This is a genomic window from Planctomycetia bacterium (assembly GCA_034440135.1).
Classification (GTDB): domain Bacteria; phylum Planctomycetota; class Planctomycetia; order Pirellulales; family JALHLM01; genus JALHLM01.
The window spans coordinates 13,489-33,476 of record JAWXBP010000201.1; the positions used below are offsets into that span (position 1 = coordinate 13,489).

At 61.2% G+C, this 19,988-nt stretch carries 18 protein-coding genes and 1 tRNA gene; 12 read left to right on the forward strand and 7 right to left on the reverse strand.

Annotated elements, in window-relative coordinates; all coding sequences use genetic code 11:
* Positions 1-88: 88 nt before the first annotated feature.
* The 3 genes from SGJ19_11705 to SGJ19_11715 form a co-directional block, all read right to left on the reverse strand.
* Positions 89-162 (reverse strand) — tRNA-His (locus tag SGJ19_11705).
* 100 nt (positions 163-262) lie between these two features.
* A complete protein-coding gene (locus SGJ19_11710) occupies positions 263-547 on the reverse strand; it encodes a hypothetical protein (GenBank protein ID MDZ4780910.1) in 285 nt (94 codons plus the stop codon).
* 161 nt (positions 548-708) lie between these two features.
* Positions 709-2,043 (reverse strand): hypothetical protein, encoded by a 1,335-nt coding sequence (locus SGJ19_11715; protein ID MDZ4780911.1) that lies wholly within the window; start codon positions 2,041-2,043, stop codon positions 709-711.
* 178 nt (positions 2,044-2,221) lie between these two features.
* On the opposite strand from SGJ19_11715, the gene SGJ19_11720 reads away from it, so the two are divergent.
* A complete protein-coding gene (locus SGJ19_11720) occupies positions 2,222-4,471 on the forward strand; it encodes a dienelactone hydrolase family protein (GenBank protein ID MDZ4780912.1) in 2,250 nt (749 codons plus the stop codon).
* A 693-nt stretch (positions 4,472-5,164) separates the two neighbouring features.
* Here SGJ19_11720 and SGJ19_11725 read toward each other — a convergent pair.
* Complete coding sequence (locus SGJ19_11725; protein ID MDZ4780913.1) at positions 5,165-6,457, reverse strand: DUF1501 domain-containing protein; 1,293 nt, start codon at positions 6,455-6,457, stop codon at positions 5,165-5,167.
* Between the two features lie 104 nt (positions 6,458-6,561).
* Entirely contained in the window at positions 6,562-8,178 is a 1,617-nt protein-coding gene (locus tag SGJ19_11730; GenBank protein MDZ4780914.1) for a DUF1549 domain-containing protein, read from the reverse strand.
* Positions 8,179-8,422: 244 nt separating this feature from the next.
* Here SGJ19_11730 and SGJ19_11735 point away from each other — a divergent pair, with 244 nt between their 5' ends.
* The 11 genes from SGJ19_11735 to SGJ19_11785 all read left to right on the forward strand — a co-directional run bounded on the left by SGJ19_11735 (position 8,423) and on the right by SGJ19_11785 (position 18,405).
* Positions 8,423-9,637, forward strand: a complete 1,215-nt coding sequence (locus SGJ19_11735) for a GNAT family N-acetyltransferase (GenBank protein ID MDZ4780915.1) — start codon at positions 8,423-8,425, stop codon at positions 9,635-9,637.
* A gap of 89 nt (positions 9,638-9,726) precedes the next feature.
* On the forward strand, positions 9,727-11,049 hold the full coding sequence (locus SGJ19_11740; protein MDZ4780916.1) for a dicarboxylate/amino acid:cation symporter: 1,323 nt from the start codon (positions 9,727-9,729) through the stop codon (positions 11,047-11,049).
* 573 nt (positions 11,050-11,622) lie between these two features.
* Positions 11,623-12,771, forward strand: coding sequence for a DUF1559 domain-containing protein (locus SGJ19_11745; protein ID MDZ4780917.1), 1,149 nt, complete (start codon positions 11,623-11,625; stop codon positions 12,769-12,771).
* A gap of 231 nt (positions 12,772-13,002) precedes the next feature.
* Complete coding sequence (locus SGJ19_11750; protein MDZ4780918.1) at positions 13,003-13,428, forward strand: hypothetical protein; 426 nt, start codon at positions 13,003-13,005, stop codon at positions 13,426-13,428.
* 68 nt (positions 13,429-13,496) lie between these two features.
* The gene (locus SGJ19_11755; protein MDZ4780919.1) at positions 13,497-14,171 is read left to right on the forward strand and encodes a hypothetical protein; all 675 of its coding nucleotides are present in this window, start codon (positions 13,497-13,499) and stop codon (positions 14,169-14,171) included.
* A 133-nt stretch (positions 14,172-14,304) separates the two neighbouring features.
* The gene (locus tag SGJ19_11760) at positions 14,305-15,555 is read left to right on the forward strand and encodes an RNA polymerase sigma factor (protein ID MDZ4780920.1); all 1,251 of its coding nucleotides are present in this window, start codon (positions 14,305-14,307) and stop codon (positions 15,553-15,555) included.
* 93 nt (positions 15,556-15,648) lie between these two features.
* The gene (locus SGJ19_11765) at positions 15,649-16,023 is read left to right on the forward strand and encodes a YciI family protein (protein ID MDZ4780921.1); all 375 of its coding nucleotides are present in this window, start codon (positions 15,649-15,651) and stop codon (positions 16,021-16,023) included.
* A gap of 30 nt (positions 16,024-16,053) precedes the next feature.
* Positions 16,054-16,533, forward strand: coding sequence for a DUF1579 domain-containing protein (locus SGJ19_11770; GenBank protein MDZ4780922.1), 480 nt, complete (start codon positions 16,054-16,056; stop codon positions 16,531-16,533).
* Positions 16,534-16,569: 36 nt separating this feature from the next.
* Positions 16,570-16,929 carry a YciI family protein gene (locus SGJ19_11775; GenBank protein ID MDZ4780923.1) on the forward strand — a complete coding sequence of 120 codons (360 nt, stop codon included), beginning with the start codon at positions 16,570-16,572 and terminating at the stop codon, positions 16,927-16,929.
* A gap of 59 nt (positions 16,930-16,988) precedes the next feature.
* Positions 16,989-17,411 carry a YciI family protein gene (locus SGJ19_11780; GenBank protein ID MDZ4780924.1) on the forward strand — a complete coding sequence of 141 codons (423 nt, stop codon included), beginning with the start codon at positions 16,989-16,991 and terminating at the stop codon, positions 17,409-17,411.
* Between the two features lie 133 nt (positions 17,412-17,544).
* On the forward strand, positions 17,545-18,405 hold the full coding sequence (locus tag SGJ19_11785) for a hypothetical protein (protein ID MDZ4780925.1): 861 nt from the start codon (positions 17,545-17,547) through the stop codon (positions 18,403-18,405).
* Between the two features lie 8 nt (positions 18,406-18,413).
* Here the strand turns inward: SGJ19_11785 and SGJ19_11790 are convergent, their stop codons facing one another.
* Positions 18,414-19,019 carry a nucleoside triphosphate pyrophosphatase gene (locus SGJ19_11790; GenBank protein MDZ4780926.1) on the reverse strand — a complete coding sequence of 202 codons (606 nt, stop codon included), beginning with the start codon at positions 19,017-19,019 and terminating at the stop codon, positions 18,414-18,416.
* A gap of 48 nt (positions 19,020-19,067) precedes the next feature.
* Positions 19,068-19,988: GH32 C-terminal domain-containing protein (locus SGJ19_11795; GenBank protein MDZ4780927.1), on the reverse strand; the 921-nt coding region annotated here is incomplete at its 5' end.

Here is a 19,988-nt window from a genome sequence, read left to right on the forward strand (position 1 = left end):
CCACCGATGACTTTCGCCGATAGGACCGACTTCGAGGGCCTTCCCTGGGCTTAAAGCGCGGTTCTCGTCCAAATCTGCGTCAAAAAAGGGTGGCTAACGGGGCTCGAACCCGTCACCTCTGGAACCACAATCCAGCGCTCTAACCAACTGAGCTATAGCCACCATCTGTGCGAAGTCCTTCAATATAGGAAGGAGAGGCGATGGGTCAAGACGGTTCGGGGCATGGTCGCGCGGCCCTCCTGTGGCAATCACCCGGCGTGATCTATCCCGGAATCCAAATCTTCCGCGCCTGAATCAACTCGCAGCCAAGCGGCAGGGACAACTCCGTCGACGACGTCGTGAAAAAGGCGAGGCCTTTGTAGCTCGACAGGTACTGATAGTTGGTACTGAAAAACCCGCCCGTAGCCTGCACCACCAGCGGCTCCTGCTGCCGTCGGAGGATGTCCAGGAATGCCTCGGGTTCGACACGGACGATCACGCCCGAGGCTTTGATCGCTTGCGCCCTCGCGGCGGCAGCGGCCGCCCCTGCACTTGCACCGGCACTCATCGCGAACGCTCCTTACGCCGAATGGCTATGCGCACGAGTCGGAATTGCCTTGGTCAGCGACAATCCCCGAGTGGCCGGCGCAGTATAGCGGCCCGGAACAAGTCCAGGCAATCAATTCGATATTCTCGGTGATGGCTGAAAACCCCACCGAAACCCGTCGGCTAGGTGCGTTCAGGGCGTGACTTCCAATACCGCCGGCCAACCAATACGCCGCAGCCGATGGCAGCCAGGGCGATCGAACCGGGTTCGGGGTTGTTGATGGTGAAATGTACGTCTTCGACGCCGAACGATTGCAACCCAGGGTCGAGCACGGCACCCAGGGCGTTGCCATACGTCAACTCGATGCGATCGATGAATTGATCGAATCTTACGATGGCGCCATGCGGCCCATCCGCAGGCACACCCGTCAGGACATTGCCGTCGACAAGTACGCCCCGGCTGATCAACAGCGGCGCCACTTCCACGTTGCCGAGGAAGCCGCGGACCGCAACCTGATCGGCAAAGCCAGCCAGTTCCTCGGTCGCCAAACGCTGGCTGATCTCTTGGAGACCAAACTCCACATCGGTGACGACGCGCGAAAACTCGAGCGTGGCGGTGACCGTTTGACTAGCGTCTGTGAAGTCCATCGGGATTAGCAGGCCATGCTCTCGAAGCCGCTCGCCCGAATCAAGCGGCCAGATATCCGGACCGCCGAAGTGTTCGTTCGGCGGGAACATCGTGTCGCCAGTGAAGGAGACGTCGACGTTGATGTTCTTGAGCCGGAAGGTCTGGTTGCGCGCGGCGGGATCGGTCCAATTGACCGCCTCCCAATCGAGCACGCGCAGGTTCTGATGATTCGCCGGCATCCCAAGTTGAATTTCTCCAAGCACCACGGGATCCGTGACGGCGACGAGCATTTTGTCGTCATCATAAATGCTGAATGCCTTGTCTGCGACGTTGTATTCGGGACGCAGCATTGCCGGCTGCGCGCCATTCCGATCGATGTAGGTCGACCCAATGTAAACCGGCCCTTCCTGGCCGATGCGATAACGCTGGTCCACCGCGGGATCGCCGAAGTCGCGGGGAAAGAGCCCCACAAAGACGCTGCGCAAGTCGGAATTCGACGGGCCGATGTCGGCGTTGTCATCCCACTTGGGAACCAGACCATCGGGACCCTCTTCAATGGCAATTAAGGATGTGTCGGGCCTCCAACGGGTCCGGATCGCGTTTTGCTGGAGCCGGAACAAGTCAACGTTGAAGACCAGATTGCCGAAACCAAGTTGGTTTTCTTGCAGATCAGCGATCTCGAAGAAGTAGTCGACCTTTACCGTCAGTGGCACGCTCTGCAATTCGTGGAGGCTCGGCGTTTCGCCTGCCGGAAATGGCAATAGGTCCCGTTGAAGGATTTCGGAGACGACCGGCGTCAACGTCAATTCTGCAGCGGCCGCGCGCTGGGCAGCGAACGGGAGAACAAGAGCGGCGCAGCAAATAACTAGGCGGGCGCGAAAGCAGGTCATGGAGGGCCTCGGTTCCAAGAAATCAAAAGGATTGACCAGCGCGCGGGTATGGTATCACACGCCTGCGGAAAACGGAAATTAAATGTCGGTTGTTTTCGTGAGCGACGCCATGCTTGCGAGCGGCTGCGGGCCGCGCTCATAATGCGTTCCTCACCATTCCTGAATTGAGGCGCCCGCCATGTTTGCTCCGCGTGTTGTATGGATTGCGCTATTGCTTCACTGCATGGCCGGGAATACTGCGCCGGCGGTGGAACCGTTGCCGGGAACGGCGCCGTTGGAACTGGAAGGAGACATCGCCTCGCAGTTGGTGGACGGCGTGGATCGGTTTCTGTTGCGGAAGATTGAGGAAGCAACTCCGCCCGGCTTGCAACCTCGTCGCGCAGGGCCACCGCGACTTCGGATGCGCGGCCCTGCTCCGCAACCGGGCAACGTCATGGAGGCGAAGCGCGCGCGACTTGAGCACATTCTGGGCATTCGTGATGACCGGCTGCCGTTTGACGCCTTTGAACTTCGCGTTACGACGCGCGACGGTTCGCTAATTGGTAAGGGGACCAATTATGAAATCCATGCGATCCGCTGGCCGGTACTGGGAGTGCCCGGCCCGGATTGGTTTGACGAGCCCCTCGTGTATGGCGAGGGCTTGCTGCTAATTCCCGATCAAGGCCGCAAGCCGATCGCGGACGCGGTCGTAATTCCTGACGCGGACGAAACGCCAGAGCAGGTTGTAGGCCTCGTCGAAGGTTCACCGCGCGAACAGCAGATTGCGCGCGGCTTGGCGCAGTTGGGGATGCGCGTCATCGTACCGACATTGATCAGTCGTCACGAACGCCAGCGCCGGAACCGCGCCAAGCTCAGCGATCGCGAATACCTGCACCGCGCGGCCTTTGAGCTGGGTCGCACACTGCCAGGATACGAAGTTCAAAAAGTGCTCGCGTGCGTCGATTGTTTCGATCACGAAGCAAGCGGCAAGGAGAAAATCGCTGTGATTGGTTACGGCGAGGGCGGGATGATCGCCTTGTACGCCGCGGCACTCGATTCGCGAATTGAACTTACTGTAAGTGGTTACATCGACGATCGCCGCAATATTTGGAAGCAACCAGTCGATCGCAATATTTTCGGTCTACTGCCGGAGTTTAGCGATGCCGGGCTGCTTGGTATGGTTGCGCAAGGCCAGAGATTCGTCGAAGTCGGCGGCGGCCCTATTGTCACGCTTGCCGGTTCGGGCGGAGCGGCGGCGGAATTGCGGGGAACGGACAGAGAATCTGCGCTAAAGGTTCTCGACGCCGCCGGAATTGGACGCGCTCCATTGGTAAGTCTTGATGCAATGCGGCCGAAGCAAGACGATCCACTTCCAGCGATTGCCGGCCCGTTGCCGGACAACGATGCGAGGCAAGAGCGCCAAATCGCCGAAATCGATCGGCACAACCAATGGCTCCTCCGCGAAAGCGAGCATGTGCGCAAGGAGTTTATGAACCAGCTCGACACTTCGTCGCTGGAAAAATACGAGGCGTCCGTCGAGCCGTATCGGGCGATCTTCGCGAACGAGGTGATTGGGCGATTCGATGACCCGTTGTTGCCGGCGAATCCGCGCTCCAGGAAAACTTACGACAAGGAGAAGTGGACGGGCTACGAAGTGGTGCTGGACGTGTTTCCGGATGTGATCGCGTATGGCGTGTTGCTGGTGCCAAAGGATTTGAAGGAAGGCGAACGGCGGCCCGTCGTGGTTTGTCAGCACGGATTGGAAGGCCGGCCGAAGCACGTCATCGAAGGGGACGAAGGGGCGTATCATGATTTCGCCGCCAAGCTCTGCGAGCGCGGGTTTGTCGTGTTCGCGCCGCAGAACTTATACATCTTTGAGGATCGTTTTCGCACCTTACAGCGGAAGGCGAATCCGCTCGGCAAGACGCTGTTCTCAATCATGGTTCCGCAGCATCAGCAGATCACCGATTGGCTCAAGACGCTGCCGTTCGTGGACGGCGAGCGGATCGGCTTCTACGGGCTCAGCTACGGCGGCAAGAGCGCGATGCGCATCCCCGCGCTCGTAAAGAATTACTGCCTGTCGATCTGCTCCGCCGACTTCAACGAATGGGTTTGGAAGAACGCCTCGACGCGCAGCGAATATAGCTACGTCTGGAGTGGCGAGTACGAGATCTTCGAATGGGACCTGGGCAGCACGTTCAACTATGCTGAGATGGCGGCACTGATCGCCCCGCGGCCGTTCATGGTGGAACGCGGTCACTTCGACGGCGTCGCGCCGGACGAAGCCGTGGCCTACGAGTACGCCAAGGTGCGGCATCTTTACGCTGCGAAACTCGGCATCGGCGACCGCACCGAAATCGAATTCTTCGTCGGCCCGCACACGATCAACGGCCAAGGCACGTTCGACTTCCTACACCGGCACCTGAACTGGCCGAAGCCGGGGGAGTAGCCCGCGAAACACGCTGAACACGCGGGAAAAATTTCTTGGAAGCGCGTACGCGACCGGTGCTCAACGAAAAATAATTGCGCCATCAGCGTGGATGACGCAGGACTTATTCGCCTTGCCCGGTACTTTCCGCGTGTTCGGCGTGTTTCGCGGGCAAACTCACTGCGCATAAAAAAAGGTCATGGTGAACCGGTCCGTCAGTTCACCATGACCTCTATCCTGAAACGGGATCCCCGGGGACCCCGCCCTCCCGGCTAGCTATCTACTGCATTTATCGGACAGTCGGCGTCCAAGAAATAAGTCCGATAGGTGATTTTCTCGGCACCACCGACGGGGGATTCACTATGAAGGCAAGGAGGCACGGTGGGCGTCAGCCATTTGAAACGCGGAAACGCGGAGGCGCAGAGTCGCGGAGGGGGAGAGGCAGAGTGGGGAGGACTGGTGTAGGGCGGGCCGCGCGAGCGTTTCGTATCGTGTGCTCGAATGATTCTGGCGAAAGGCGAATGCCGGAATTGTTCGAAACGTAAGGCCCGCCGGGTCGCTCAATGGCGGGCCTTACCTCTGCGGTCTACGCCACCGTTCTCCTTCATCGCTTCAATCGTTCGCCGCGGCGAAGCTCTCGCGCGGCTCGCCCTACATCGCTCCTCGCACCCACTCCTTCTCTCTCCGTGTTCTCCGTGACTCTGTGGTGAATCCTCAGAACAACTCCGCGATTGTTTTTCCGCCGCCGACGGCTTTGATGGGCCTTCCCAATGGCGTTGTGTTTTCCGTGTTCGGATCAATACCGAGGGCCTGACAGTAGGTGCGGAAAAGGTCGGGGACGGTGACGGGGCGGTCGGTGACTTGTTCACCGGCGGCGTCGGTGGCGCCGATCACCTGGCCGCCGCGGATGCCGGCGCCGGCGACGGCGACATTGAAGGCGCGGGGGAAATGATCGCGGCCGGCGCGCGGGTTGATGCGCGGCGTGCGCCCGAATTCGCCCATCCAGATGACGAGCGTGGATTCGAGCAGGCCACGTTCGCGGAGCTCGGTCAGTAATTGCGCGACCGGCTGGTCGATCGTGCCGCACTGCCGGCGACATTCGGCGAAATTGTTCTGGTGCGTGTCCCAGCCGTTGAGGCCGACTTCGACGAACGTGACGCCTGCCTCGATCAAACGGCGGGCCAGCAGGCAACTCGCGCCGAACTTGGTGCGGCCGTAGGCGTCGATCACCGACGGCTTTTCTTGTTCGACGTCGAAGGTCTTCATCTCGGGACTGAGGATCATGCGCGCCGTCTTGTCGTAGAGCTGCTGATGATCGGCGACAACTTGCGCGCCGTCGGCGGCGCGGTAATCGGCTTCCATGCGCTTCATCAGCTCGAGCCGCTTTCCGAATCGAACGGCGCCGTGCGACGGCTTCGTGTAAGCCGGCGCTTTTTCCGGGTTGGTGATTTCGAACGGGTCATACTCGACGCCCAGGATGCCGCCTCCGCCGGCCGTGCGGAAGCGCCCGCCGATGCGACAGAACGCCGGCAGCGCGGTGTCCTTCGCCGCCAGCGCCTGCGTGGCCAGCGCGCCGAACGTCGGATATTTCACCGTGGGGTTCGGCAGATAGCCCGTGTGCAACAATTGCTGCGCGCGCGGGTGATTGCCTTCTTTCGAAGTCACTGAACGGATGATTGCCAACTCATGCATGTGCTGAGCGAGCTTCGGCAAATTGTCGGCGATCTGAATGCCGGAGACGTTGGTGGCGATGGCCTGGGTCTCGCCGCCGTTTTCGTGCCGCGGCTTGGGCGAGAAGGTCTCGAACTGACTCGGTCCCCCTTCCATCCAGAGGAGAATGCAGGCCTTGCCGCGGCGCTTGAGGTCATCGGCGCGGAGCGCCATCATGTCTTGCCAGCCGAGCATGCCAGCGGCGAACGCGGCGGCCGAAACGCCACGCAGGAAATCGCGCCGACGGATTCCGCCGCGCCGTTGGATCGAAACGTCGGTTTGGTGGGTCCAGAGCATGAGGGCGGGGAGGAGGTTGGAGGAGTAAAGGTGTAAAAGAGGGCGAGCGGAGAACCCGAGTTTCTGGAGCTACTTTACTCCTTTACTCCTGTACTACTCCCCTCTCACCGTCTCAGCGTCATTTCCGTCGAATTCACCAACGCCCAGAGGATGTCTTCATACGCTTCAACGCGGTTGCCGGTTGAAGCGATGTGTTGTTCACTGATCTTTAGTTCCTGCTCGGTCGGCGCGCGGCCGAGGCAGCGGAGGTAGAGTTCGGTGATTCGTTGGTCGTCTTTCAGATCAGCGGCGAGCAGTTTGCCCAACGAGGTTTGACTCGTGGCGCCATCGATCGAGCGCTGAATCGCTTTCGCGTTCATCAGCATCAGCGTTTGAGGGATCGTGCCGGACTGTTCATCGCGAGGGTCGCTCGGGTCGTAGCCAAATTCTTCCGCGAAGATCGCCCGCGGGCCACGCAGCGCCGCTGCCGGGCCGCGGCGCGGGGTGAGGTCGAAGTACAAATCGTTGTCGCCCAGCGCGGCGATGAGTGAATCGTAAAGTTGATCGCTGCGCAGTCGACTGGGCTGGCTCGTGGCGATCCGCGAGGCGCCGTCAGCACCGGGAGCGCGTTGGTACATCGCCGTGGCCATGATCGTGCGATAGAGCCACTTTACCGAATAATCGTGTTTGACGAATTGCGCAGCGAGGAAGTCGAGCGTTTTCGGCGCGCGGCATTCGCGATCGGGGCCGAGGTCGTCGATCGGCTCATAAAAGCCCCAGCCGACGAGCTCCGACCAAATGCGATTGACGAACGCCTTGGCGAACCAGGGATTCTTTTCCGCCGTCGACCACTCCGCCAGCACGTTGCGTCGCAGTGCATCCGTTTTGCCGGTGTCGAGTCGCTGCGAAGTGAGAAACAGCGCTGGCTGGACGATCGTGCCCTTGGCCTGGGGATCGGCCAGGTCCGGCATGAAGTGTTCCAGCGAACGGTTCTTGCCGTTCGGCGTTGGCGGAGCGTAGACCGGGCCGCGGTCCCGCCCGATCACGATGAAGTCGAAGCGTTTGTCGGTGTCGCGGCGCTGCCGGGTTTCGACGCGCGCAAAGAACGCGGCCAGCTCGTGGAACTGTTGGCGCTTCCAGCGATCGGTCGGATGGTCGTGGCACTGCGCGCATTGAATCTGCACGCCCAGGAAGATGCGGGAAACCTCGGCGGCGACTTCTTCCGCGTTGCCGGCGTGAGCCATGATCAGAGCCGTGGCGCCGTTCTCGCGCACGCTGCCCTTGGCTTCGATCATCTCCTTGGCAACCACGTTCCAGCCGACGTCCGCGTTGAAACTCTCGAACAGGTAGCCAGCGAGCGTGCCGGCGACCAGTTCCGCGCGGGGCTCCGTCCGACGCGAGAGAATCACATCACGCCAGTAGTTGGCCCAGTTGTCGCCGTAGTCCGGGGAGGCGAGTAGTTTATCGACGACGCCAGCGTGTTTTTCCGGCGAGGGATATTCGGCAAAGGCCAGTACTTGCTTCGATGTGGCGGGACGGCCGATCAGGTCGAGCGACGTGCGTCGCAACAAGTCGGCGTCGCTGGCGCGCGTGAGTTTGTCCGGCGTGGCATCGCTCAGCTCGCCGGCCAACAAGGTATCGACTCGGGCGGCAGCCGCCGGGGCCGCGAGTCCGTCCGCGTGCGCGATGGCCGGACCAAGGCAACCGACGGCGACGATGTAAGCGGCCCAAATAAGCTTCATGGCGTGCATCGTTCCCTGCGGTTTCACGGGGCAAAATCGTGCATTGGATCGCGTTGCCATTTTGCCACCTGGTTGAGTTTTGGCTACGTCGTGGCTGGTCGGCGTCGCCCGAATCGGGGCCTTGTCTCGTGTCACAAGTCGGTGAGCTGTAAGTGGTTGGCGATTGGTCTGCTGGAGCGAAGGGACGTCGGCGCGGGGCTTGCTTTTGGGTTCCGTTGTCCGATCACCCGCGGAGCTGCCAAGCATGACGTTTGACGCCCAATTTCGAGTGCTGGAAATCAACTCCATCGAAGGGTTGCTACCCTACCGGTTCGTGTGGCGAGGGCTGTTTGCGGATACGGCGGACGCCAGCTTCTTTCAGACCTATGAATGGTTTGTCTGCTATTGGAAGCACTTTGGAGCCTCGCAACGGATGCGGGTGCTCGTTGTCCTCCATGGTGATACGGCGGTCGGGATCGTTCCTTTCATTATTCGCATAGAATCTACCAAGGCGGGCCCCATTCGGGTGCTGACCTACCCCCTTCATGACTGGGGGAGCGTCTACGGACCGATTGGTCCACAACCGGCGGCGACTCTGCTGCTGGCATTTCGGCACTTATCGGAGACTGCCCGGGATTGGGACACCTTGGATCTACGCTGGATCGACGACGCTGGGTCGGACCATGGCCGGACCGGCAATGCGATGGCGCTGGCCGGGCTGTCGCCGGTGATCGCGGATTGGAAGCACTCGGCGATCGTCGAGTTTGACGGCGACTGGGAAAGCTATTGGGCCGCGCGGAAATCGCACTGGCGGACCAATTGCCGGCGAAACGAGCGGCGACTGGCAACGATCGGCGACGTCCGGCTGGTGCGTTACCGGCCCGTGGGGAGTGCTTCCGGCGACGACGATCCGCGCTGGTATCTGTTCGAGCAATGCATTGAGTTGGCCCGGCGAAGTTGGCAAGGAGACGTGGCCGACGGCACGACGATGAGTCACGAGGCGATCGTGAGTTTCCTCCGTGACAGCCATGCCGAGGCCGTGCGCTTGGGCATGGTCGACGTGTGTGTATTGGAAGTCGACGGGCAGGCCGTGGCCTACGCCTATAACTACCAGTTCAACGGCCGAGTGTTCGGGCTGCGAATGGGGCACGATCGGGACGAAACCTACGAAGGGGCCGGCACCGTGCTGATGTGGAAGATGCTCCAGGACAGTGCGCAGCGCGGCGACCAATATGTCGACCTGGGGCAGGAATACTTGGAATGCAAGCGGAACTGGTTGACGACGATCGTCTCCAGCGGACGGGCGACGCACTACCCGGTGTTGGCGCTGCGAGGCCAGGTGCTGCGTCTGAAGCGTTGGTGGGACCGTCGGCGGGGCGGTGCAGGCGTAGTCCGGCGCGGAGGTTCACCACGCAGTTCACGGAGAACATGGAGACAGGCAGGAGGAGCCGTGCGAAGTGAGGCGAGCGGATCGCGCTGAAGTTGTCAGAAGTCTTGCTGGCCGCTGATCTGTTATGATTTGGTCGCATTGAGGGATCTTTCTTTTGCGACCCGTTCCCCGACTATTCTATGGCCGAAGTGCGTTCTGAGGCGGTTGCTGTGCGGCCGCACGTGATTCGCTTTCCGCTTTATGCGCGAATTGCGGTGGCCGTGGCGGGCGGAGTCTTGCTGGGAATGTTCTTCGGCAAGGCGCCTTATTGGCCCGGCGGCGGCTTTGGGAACGTCGAGCTAGGGCGGTTGACGCTGCTGGTCGTTACGCTGCTGAAGGCGTTGGCTTCGCCGCTCATCTTTTTCGCGGTGCTGGACGCTTTCCTGCGGACCGAGATCACCTTCGAGCGCGGCGGCAAGCTGATCTTGTTCAGCCTCGTCAATGTCGTCGCCGCAATGACGATCGGGCTGGCGGTGATGAATCTTTGGCGGCCCGGCGAATCGTGGCAGGGCAAGTTCGAGGAATACGCCCAAATCGCCAGTTCCGAAGGGGGCGCCAAGCTCAAGGAAGCGGCGCCGCTGACTGTGGTGGAAAGCCTCCGGCAAGCGATTCCCGAGAATCTCTTTCAACCATTTATTAACGGGAACCTGCTCGGGGTGATTCTCCTCGCGGTGCTGAGCGGGGCGGCGCTGCGCGTGGTGCGCGGTGCGCAGCAACGGCATGGGCAGGTCGCCTACCTGGCCGTCGAACAGGCTGTGGAGACGCTCTACCAGGTCTTCGTGAAGATGTTGGAATGGGTGGTGCTGCTGGTGCCGTTGGCGGTGTTGGGCGGCGTGGCTCAGTCGGTTGCCGAAACCGGCAGCAAGACTTTCCCTTTGGTGGGCATTTTTCTGCTGGCCATGCTGACGGGGTTGGCGATTCATGCGTTCGGCTACTATGTGCTGGCCGCCTGGTTGTACGGCGGAAAGTCTCCCCCCGCGTTCTTGCGGGCCGGGTTTGAGCCGTTTCTCACGGGGCTGTCGACCAACAGCAGCCTGGTGACGATTCCGGTGACCTTGCGGGCATTGACCGAGCGGCTCGGCGTCTCGGAGCAATCGGCGCGGCTGTCGACCTGTGTCGGCACCAACTTCAACAACGACGGCATCACGCTGTACGAAGCGATGGCGGCGATTTTCGTCGCCCAGGCCGTGGGGTTGAATCAATCGCTGGGCGTACAGATCAACGCCGTCGTGGTCTGCGTGCTGGCGAGCTTGGGGTCGGCAGGCATTCCGCAGGCCGGGCTGGTGATTTTGCCATTGGTACTGGCGGCGACCGGGTTGTCCGACGAGACGATCAACATCGCGTGGCCGCTCATTATGGCGGTCGACTGGATTATCGCCCGAGTGCGATCGGGAGTGAACGTCCTGGGCGACATGACGGTGGCGGTTCAGTTGGACCGTTCGCGTCACGAGGGCGGCGGGTAGGGCAGTATGCGCACAGTGCTGCAGCGAACAGGGCGCAGGGTCCTCCCAGCACTTACAGGTGCGCGGTGAGGGCAATTGTCTCGGCCCGCGAGCGGCCGTGAGGCCCCCGAATCACCTGGCATTTCTTCCGCTTCGCTCGATCTTTCGGCCGATAGACGCTAGGGATCAACGCGCCGGAAGCCCAATGGACGGCGCGCCATTGCCAATAAGATTTGGAAAGCGAATTCGGCGAGTACTTTTCTTGAATCGAACGCCCGTCGACAGGCGTTCTTAGAGGAGGCGTCCTGCACGGACCTATTAGGGAGTCGAGTCTTCCGAAGGGAACGAGCAGGCGGTTCGACGGCGACGCTGGCCAGGCGTTTCCGCCGCAGGCAGCGGTTTGCGAGTCGACTCAGCCAGGCCTTGACGCGCCGCCGAAGAGTTAAACCGGGGCGGTCGAGGAAAATGGGGCGGAATTCACTTGACGGATGCGCTTCCAGCGGTCAAATTACCGTGGTCGGGCCACGTCTTTCTCTCGTCTGCGTTCGCATTTCCGCTCGGTCTTCAGGGGCCTTCTCGAAGGAGTCGTTGCACATGTCTCTCTCCGTGTCCCGTCGGCGCGGGTTTACCCTCGTCGAATTGTTGGTGGTCATCGCCATCATTGGCATCCTGATCGCCCTGTTGTTGCCCGCCTTGCAGACTGCTCGTGAAGCGGCTCGGCGCGCTCAATGCTTCAACAATCTGAAGCAGCTGTCGTTGGGGTGCCACACCTACCACTCCACGTACAACACCTTTCCGCCGGCTTCCCAATTGGTTGGCACTGGGACCACGACGATCAACTACCCGAATATCTCGCGGAACGATCAGCACGGTCCGAACTGGGTGATCGCGATCCTGCCGTTCATCGAACAGCCGGCGCTGTACAAGTCGTTCGCGCTTAAGAACGCCGCCGGGGCGAATCTGTCTGTGGAAGACCCGCTCAATGAAGACGAGCGGAAAACGGTCTTGACCACCATGATGTGCCCCAGCGACGCCTTCAATCAGTCGCCGTATGTCTCCGGCGCCAGCCGCTCGAATCCGGCCGGTATCCAATGGGCCCGCGGGAACTACGCCGCCAATAGCATCAATCAGTCGGCCGATGGCACCGGCACCTTCAATGTGGCCACGGGGCGTTGGACCGGAAACTACGGCAATCCCGCCTGGGACCGTTGGTCGGACAAGCAACATTACCGCGGCGTGATGGGCTTTGGTTTGGCGACGAAGATCGGCCAGATCAAGGATGGTACCAGCAATACGATGTTGATCGGCGAATTGCGGGCCGGCTTGTCTCCGATTGATCGCCGCGGCATTTGGGCGATCGGGGATGCGGGCTGCAGCATTCTGGCCTGGCACGGCTGCGAAGGGGACGCCGCTGGCCCGAATCAGTGTATCAACACCGCCTCGGACGACATGCGCTCGTGTGCTCAGGTCACCGCATCGCTTGGCCAGCAGTACTTGGTGACTGAGTGCATGACCTGCTGGACCGGTTGCGATGTGAACTATCAAGGCACCGCCCGCAGCAAGCATGCCGGCGGCATTCAATGCGGCTTCGCTGACGGCAGCGTGCATTTCGTTTCTGACACCGTCGAAACCGGCGGCAACTGGGCCAACTGCAAGGATCCTAATCAGTTCAAGGCGTGGGAACGCCTGATTGTTTCGGCCGACGGGCTGCCCATCGAAATGCGGAAGGTGATTAGCGAGTGATCTTGGAATCACTCGTTTGCAGGGATTGTCAATCATCCGCTCGCTTCGGTATCATGCCGGGCGAGCGGATGCTTTATTTCTGCGGCGCCGGCAGTCGCAAGGTCTTGCGACGAGGCTGATGGCGGCCTGAAATGGCGAGCACCTCAAAGCTGCGATCGCAGTTTCCGGGCCGCGTTGTTTTCGAAACCATTCCCATTGTGTTGAATTCGCGACCGCGAGTTCATTCGATTCATGAGCGAGGTTGCCGTGTTGCGATTCGCGTTGCTGCTTGGGTGTGTGGCGGGTTTGTCGGGCCTCAGCGGGTGTGGCGGCGGATCGCCTTACGACACGGTTCCCATCTCCGGGACCGTGACACTCGCTGATGGTGGCGACCTAAAAGGGTACGCGATGAAGACGATTCGCTTGGCGCCAAACTCGACCGATGCTGAAGCCCGTCCCGCGTCCGGCGAAGTGCAGGAAGATGGAACTTTCAAGCTGGGCACTAAGACGGCAAGTGACGGCGCCATTCCAGGCAAGTACGCCGTGTTCGCGAGCATCATGAAGAACTATCCGCCGACTCCCGCGGACATAAGCAAGACCTGGGTCTGCGATCCAGCGGAGATCGACGTCAAAGAGGGCATGGAGCCGATTTCCATCAAGGTCAGTGTCGGCAAGTAAGCGGCTGACGAGTTTTCTGGCGATGCCATGCGCATGGCTTATCTTGCGCGCTTCAGGATTGTTCAACGATGCAACGATTTCGTTCCAACCAGTTGTGCGCGCTGATGCTGATATTGGCCGTCTGTGTCGTGGCGGGCTGTGGGCCTGCGGAGCCGCCTGAAGCGGCGATGTTTCGCGAGATGGAAGCTCGCGACGTAATCGTCAAGGACGGCAAACTCACCGAGCTTAACTTCGGTTCGCAGTCGTTCAGCGACGCGGATTGCGCGAAGCTGGCCGCGCTCTCTGATTTGCAGGTGCTGGATCTGGGGAAGTGCCAGATCACGGATGCGGGACTCGATCAGGTCGCGAAGCTGATTACGCTGGATTCGTTGTCGCTTGAAGGAGTTACGGCGATCACCGACGCGGGCATCGCCAAGCTTTCCCCGCTTAAGACGTTGACCAATCTCAACCTGGGCGGAACCGGCGTGACCGACGAGTCGCTGGAGTCGATCGCCAAACTGCCAGCATTGCAAAAACTGTCGTTAGCGCCAGCGCCCGCTATCACGGACGCCGGGTTGAGCCAACTCGACGGGCTAAAGCAACTGAACGAGATCTGGCTTGTCGGCACGGGAGTGACCGCGGAAGGCGCCAAGTCGCTCAAGGCCGCGCATCCGGGCATCCTAGTCCATGGCGTCGACGAAGAAGAAGAAACCGAGTCGGAAATTGACTCGGCGGCCGAAAAGGCGCCGTCGCCATCGTCTTGATTCTTCGTCGGGGGCGGCTCTGTTTGCAGCCACCTTGTGTGCCCGCTCGCGGCTTGTGTCGCCGGCCCTCGTGACTGAGAATCGGATCCGGTGATTTTCCGGCGAAGGGGCCTCATTCCGGAGCGATTGCGCGATGGACGATGGTGCGGCGGAACGAGCCCGGCAAGTCGTTGGCGATGTTTACCGCGATGAATCCCGCCGCGTGTTCGCAACCCTGGTCCGGCTGATCGGCGACATGGACCTGGCCGAGGAGGCGATGCACGACGCCTTTGCCGCGGCCGTCGAACAATGGGCCTCTGAGGGCGTACCAGCGAACCCCCGAGCCTGGCTGGTCTCAGCGGGCCGGTTCAAGGCCATCGACGTCATCCGACGGCGCGCGCGGTTCGATGCATCGTTGGGCCAAATCAGCGCTCGAATCGAGGAGCAGTCGCAGTCGCTCCGGCCGGGCGAAGCCGAAGACGTCGTCGACGATCGGCTCCGACTGATCTTCACCTGCTGCCACCCGGCCTTGCCGGATAGCACGCAAGTCGCCCTGACGTTGCGCGAGGTTTGCGGGCTGACGACGGAGGAAATCGCCAGTGCTTTTCTGACGGCGCCGGCCACGATCGCGCAACGCATTGTGCGAGGCAAAGCGAAAATCCGCGACGCGAGAATTCCGTATCAAGTTCCGGCTCTGACGGACTTGCCGGATCGGCTGGATTCCGTGCTTTCGGTGATCTATCTGGTGTTCAATGAAGGGTATTCGGCGTCGTCCGGCGAGACGTTGACGAGGGCCGACTTGTCCGGCGAGGCAATTCGCTTGGCGCGGCTGCTGTCGGAACTATTGCCGGACGCCGAGGCGTTGGGATTGCTGGCGCTCATGTTGCTGCACGAATCGCGCCGGGGCGCAAGGACTTCGGCAAACGGAGATCTGATCCTCTTGGAAGACCAGGATCGATCGCTTTGGAATCAGCATCAGATTCGTGAAGGACAGACGCTCGTGGAGAAGGCCTTCGGCTCAGGTCAACTGGGCGCGTATTCGATTCAGGCGGCGATTTCCGCCGTCCATGCCACGGCGACGTCGGCCGTAGCGACCGATTGGGGACAGATTGTCGCGCTCTACGATTTGCTGCTGCAGTCCGGGCCGTCTCCCGTGATTGAGCTCAACCGGGCCGTTGCGATGGCCATGCGCGACGGACCCAACGTTGGCCTGGCGTTGATCGACGGAATACTCGATCGAGGCGACTTGGCCGACTATCGGCTGGCGCATGCCGCGCGGGCCGATTTCTGCCGGCGATTGGGACTCGCGGATGACGCGCGGGAATCGTACGAGCGCGCCTTGGCGCTTTCCAAGCAAGCGCCGGAACGCCGGTTTCTGGAACGCCGGCTGCAAGAGCTGCGCTGAAAAAAGTCTCAGTGGGGCGTCGATTCGCGGCGCGTCCGCACGACTACTCATTAAAGGCGGTGAGAATCACTCTCCTGACGAGGGGGCGGCGCGATGAAGTTTATCTGTCTCGGGTACATCGATGAATCGAAATGGGACTGCCTGGCGAGTGGCGAACAGACGTCGTGCATGGAGGAGTGCCTCGCGTATGACGCTGAATTGAAGCGCGGAGGGCACTTTGCAGGCGGGATGTGCCTGGAGAGCGTGCGGCATGCTGTGACGCTCAAGCATCGCACCGGGGGCGTGGAGGTCACCGATGGTCCGTTTATCGAAACGAAGGAACACCTGGGCGGAATCCTGATCCTCGAGGCGAGAGACTTGAACCACGCCATCCAATTGATGTCGCAACATCCCGGGGTGAAGATGGGACCGTTCGAAATCCGCGCCCTCGACGAGAAACTCGCGGCTCAAGTTGGAGCCACAGTTTAAGCAGTTCACTTTTTTATTTGGAGTAAGAAGATGCACAGCGAACCGCAACAAGAGCACCATTGGTTGCAGAAAATGGTCGGCGACTGGACCTGCGAGTTTGAATGCGACATGGGGCCGGATCAGCCGACGAAGACGACGGCGACGGCGGCGGTGCGATCGCTGGGCGGCCTATGGACGATCTCGGAAGCCGATGGCGAGGTGCCCGGCGGAGGCAAAAGCCAGAGCATCATGACGCTTGGCTACGACCCGGCGAAGCAGTGCTTTGTGGGTTCATTCGTCGCGTCAGTGATGACGTACCTGTGGATCTACGACGGCGGTTCGTTGGACGCCGCCGGCAAGGTGTTGACGCTCAGCGCCGAAGGACCGAGCTTCACCGGCGAAGGCCTCGCGAAGTACCAGGACATCATCGAGTTCATCGACGATGATCATCACACGCTTTCATCGCGCGTGCAGGGCGCCGACGGAAATTGGACGCACTTCATGACGGGGCACTACTACCGCAAGAAGTAGGCGGCGGCGTTTCCTTCCGCGATCAGGAGCAAATCCATGAAGTACATGCTGTTGATTTACAGCGACGAAAAGGCCTGGAAAGACGAGGAACGCGAAGCCTGTTTCGAGGAATCGATCGGGCTTACGCGCCAATTGGACGCCAGCGGCAAGTTTCTCGGCGCTTCGCCGCTGCATCCAGTCGCGACTGCGACCAGTGTGCGCGTGCGGAATGGCAAGCGGCTCGTGACGGATGGTCCGTTTGCGGAAACGCACGAGCAACTCGGCGGGTATTTCTTGGTCGACGCGCAGGATCTCGACGAAGCGATCGAGATCGCCGGACGGATTCCCGGTGCGCGGAAAGGAACGGTCGAAGTGCGGCCGGTCTTCGAACTGGCTGGCCTGCCGCCAGGCAAATAAGCGGTCCGCGGACGGCAATGTGGCTTGAACCGAGTAAGTACATCGAGAGGAACAGAGCAATGCGCGTGATGGTGATCGTCAAGGCAAGCCAGGATTCCGAGGCCGGCCTGATGCCGAGCGAACAATTGTTGGCGGAAATGGGCGACTTCAACGAACAACTGGTGAAGGCCGGCATCCTGCGCGACGGCGCGGGTTTGCATCCCAGTTCCAGAGGATTCCGCGTGCGGTTCTCTGGGAAAAACCGCACGGTCATCGATGGGCCGTTCGCCGAAACCAAGGAACTCGTGGCGGGCTACTGGCTCTGGGAGGTCCAATCGATGGACGAGGCCGTGGAGTGGGTCAAGCGCTGCCCGAACCCAATGTTGGAGGATTCCGAAATTGAAATTCGGCGACTCTTCGAAGCGGAAGATTTCGGCGAGTCGCTGACGCCGGAGCTGCGCGAGCAGGAAGAGCGCATTATTCGCGGCGTCAAGGGAAGCTGATTTGCTTTAGCGGTCGCTCGCGCGGCACAATAAGCCCAGGGAAGGCGGTCCACAATCGTCGGCTTTGTCGACGGTTCTGGACAGCCTTCCCTGGGTTTTTCGCTTTTCTCATTGACCCAACGCGAGCGACGCCATGAAAGAACGATTGATTACCATCGCCGTGTCCGTGGCCACCACCTGGGGCCTGTTGCGGGCCGAGCCGGAACCGATCCAGGAATTGGTCGTCGATCGACTCGTGGTGCGCAATGAGCTGATCGTGTCCGACACCGGGCAACCGTGGGAGGCGGGCTTCGAGGCGCAGCAGATCCCCCGCGGCATTTACGCGCGCTCGGTCGGCGCCGGCGGCGGCGGACTTTGGGTGCGCAGTCGCTTGCACAAAGCGGAATTGGACGATCCATTCGACGATCGGTTTCACGCGATGAATCGCGACGGCTCGCCGTTTCGGGCGCCGGGGCATATTTCCTGGAACGTCTGGCTCGACGGTGCGTGGCGACAGATGTCGATCATTCAAGGCGAGGCGATGGAACTCTCGGAGATTCCTGCCGAGCAATGGAACGGCGGCAATCATCCGGGACGTCTGCGATTTCAGACGTTCCGCCCGCACCACGACGAGCCGCTGACGGACGCGCTAATCGGCCAAGGCAAGATGTCATTGGGCGGAGGCGGTTACGGCGGAGGCGGACTGCCGTATCCGTCGGAAGCGCTGCAACTTTGGGGAGGCGGACTAAGCATCGCTTCGATTCCCACGCCGAGCGCGCCGCAGGTGATTCAGGAAGTGGGAGGCGAAGCGCATCGCTATGCCATCGTGGCCCTCGGCGTGCAAGGAGCGCGGACCGAGCGCTCGCCCGAGGTTGCGGCGGCCGGCCGCGCGACGTTGCGCTGGGACAGCGTGCCGGGCGCCGATGCGTATATTGTCTTCCGCGACGGAAAGGAGATCGCAGGACCGCTCCGCATCGAAGGTTCGCAAAAAGAATGGACCGATCGTGAGGAATAACACTCCGGTTATTCCGTCCCTCGGGCGCCATGCTTAGGTTTTCGCACTTTGGAGGCTTTGCGAAGCAATTTTTTCAGGGCTTCCATCGGCAAGCCGACGACATTCGATTCGCTGCCTTGAATGACATGGAGCCAATCGGGGCCGTCCTGATAGCCGAAGGCGCCGGCTTTCCCCTCCCAGGCGCGCGTGGCAAGGTACGCGTCCAGGTCGGCCGCGGCGAGCTTGTCCATGCGTAGGACGGTGCATTCGACGACCACTTCCGGCTCCCCATGCGGCGTCGGCCAGACGCAAAGCCCGGTATAGACGCGGTGCGCGCGGCCATTGAGGTGTCGGAGCATCGCCTTGGCGTGCGCGGCGTCGCGCGGCTTGCCCAGAATGTGCCCATCACATTCAGCGACCGTGTCGCAGGCAATCACAATCCCCTCGGTAATCTGGCCGACGACGTCGACGGCCTTCTGCCAGGCCAGCCGTGCGACCAACATCGGCGCCGGCTCGTCCTCTCCGGCGTCCGTCTCCGCTTCAGGTCGCGGCGGCGTGACGGTGAATTCATACCCAGCCTCGCGCATCAATTGCTGCCGCCGCGGCGATGAGCTAGCGAGGATAAGTGGAAGCATGGGGAGTGATGCGTGGTGAATGATTGTCGCAGCGTCCAGACACTGGTACTACTGCTTCTCCGGAGCGTGCCAGATCGATTTCAACTTGCGCACATAGCATTTGACGATTTCCACCTTGCCGCCTTCGGCGTAGAGTTCGAGGCGATTGCTTTTCGAACTGGCGAAGACCAGGTCGGTAATCACCGTTTCGCCGTGGTTGCCGAAGACTTCGACGGAGCTGGCGTCGACGTAGATCGTCATCCGCACGAGGCCGTTTTCGTCCGGCTTGAGCGGCCCCGCATGGCGACCGGCGAAGGCGCGGTGAAAGGTCACATTGCCTGACTTCGTGCGGTCGACAAACAGCGATTCGTTCTTGGCGTCGTATCCGACCGTTGTCTGTTCGCGCTCTCCTTTTAGCACTCGCGCGCCGAACTCTGTCGCCGTTCCAGGTCGAAACTCCAACGTGATCTCCAGTTGCTGTCCAGTGACATCCACTGGCACCGCTTCGCTATCGAGCGAGCGCGGTTTGAAATCGACGGCGTCATCGCAGAGACTTTTTAGCTCGCGCACCGGCCGTTGGCAGAGGCGCAACTTGCCGTCCACCCGGCGCAAGGTCAGCTCCCGCGGAATCGACATCGCACTCCGCCAGGGATACGTGGGATTCAGCGCGGTTTCCCAGTTGTTCATCCATCCGAGCCAGATGCGCCGTCCGTCTTCGCGCGGGATATCCGACCAGGAGATGGGGGCGTAGAAATCGCGGCCGAAGTCAACCCATTGCGACTCCTTCGATTCGGCGACGAATTTCTCGCCGTCGAATGCGCCGATGAAGTACTCGCCCCGCCAGGTCGGGCCGACCGGGACGCCGTCGAGGCCGAGGATCAGGACCTCCTCGCCCCCCTTCGTGACGGTCTCCGTTCCACCCGGGGAATCGTCGGGCCCGCGGTTGGCCACGTAGTCGGCCCAGAGGGGGGCGGCCGCGCAGGCGAAGAC

Excerpts from the sequence above, each read along its gene's own strand:
- SGJ19_11710 (MDZ4780910.1), bottom strand. The coding sequence starts at position 547 with ATGAGTGCCGGTGCAAGTGCAGGGGCGGCCGCTGCCGCCGCGAGGGCG.
- SGJ19_11715 (MDZ4780911.1), bottom strand. The coding sequence starts at position 2,043 with ATGACCTGCTTTCGCGCCCGCCTAGTTATTTGCTGCGCCGCTCTTGTT.
- SGJ19_11720 (MDZ4780912.1), top strand. The coding sequence starts at position 2,222 with ATGTTTGCTCCGCGTGTTGTATGGATTGCGCTATTGCTTCACTGCATG.
- SGJ19_11725 (MDZ4780913.1), bottom strand. The coding sequence starts at position 6,457 with ATGCTCTGGACCCACCAAACCGACGTTTCGATCCAACGGCGCGGCGGA.
- SGJ19_11730 (MDZ4780914.1), bottom strand. The coding sequence starts at position 8,178 with ATGAAGCTTATTTGGGCCGCTTACATCGTCGCCGTCGGTTGCCTTGGT.
- SGJ19_11735 (MDZ4780915.1), top strand. The coding sequence starts at position 8,423 with ATGACGTTTGACGCCCAATTTCGAGTGCTGGAAATCAACTCCATCGAA.
- SGJ19_11740 (MDZ4780916.1), top strand. The coding sequence starts at position 9,727 with ATGGCCGAAGTGCGTTCTGAGGCGGTTGCTGTGCGGCCGCACGTGATT.
- SGJ19_11745 (MDZ4780917.1), top strand. The coding sequence starts at position 11,623 with ATGTCTCTCTCCGTGTCCCGTCGGCGCGGGTTTACCCTCGTCGAATTG.
- SGJ19_11750 (MDZ4780918.1), top strand. The coding sequence starts at position 13,003 with ATGAGCGAGGTTGCCGTGTTGCGATTCGCGTTGCTGCTTGGGTGTGTG.
- SGJ19_11755 (MDZ4780919.1), top strand. The coding sequence starts at position 13,497 with ATGCAACGATTTCGTTCCAACCAGTTGTGCGCGCTGATGCTGATATTG.
- SGJ19_11760 (MDZ4780920.1), top strand. The coding sequence starts at position 14,305 with ATGGACGATGGTGCGGCGGAACGAGCCCGGCAAGTCGTTGGCGATGTT.
- SGJ19_11765 (MDZ4780921.1), top strand. The coding sequence starts at position 15,649 with ATGAAGTTTATCTGTCTCGGGTACATCGATGAATCGAAATGGGACTGC.
- SGJ19_11770 (MDZ4780922.1), top strand. The coding sequence starts at position 16,054 with ATGCACAGCGAACCGCAACAAGAGCACCATTGGTTGCAGAAAATGGTC.
- SGJ19_11775 (MDZ4780923.1), top strand. The coding sequence starts at position 16,570 with ATGAAGTACATGCTGTTGATTTACAGCGACGAAAAGGCCTGGAAAGAC.
- SGJ19_11780 (MDZ4780924.1), top strand. The coding sequence starts at position 16,989 with ATGCGCGTGATGGTGATCGTCAAGGCAAGCCAGGATTCCGAGGCCGGC.
- SGJ19_11785 (MDZ4780925.1), top strand. The coding sequence starts at position 17,545 with ATGAAAGAACGATTGATTACCATCGCCGTGTCCGTGGCCACCACCTGG.
- SGJ19_11790 (MDZ4780926.1), bottom strand. The coding sequence starts at position 19,019 with ATGCTTCCACTTATCCTCGCTAGCTCATCGCCGCGGCGGCAGCAATTG.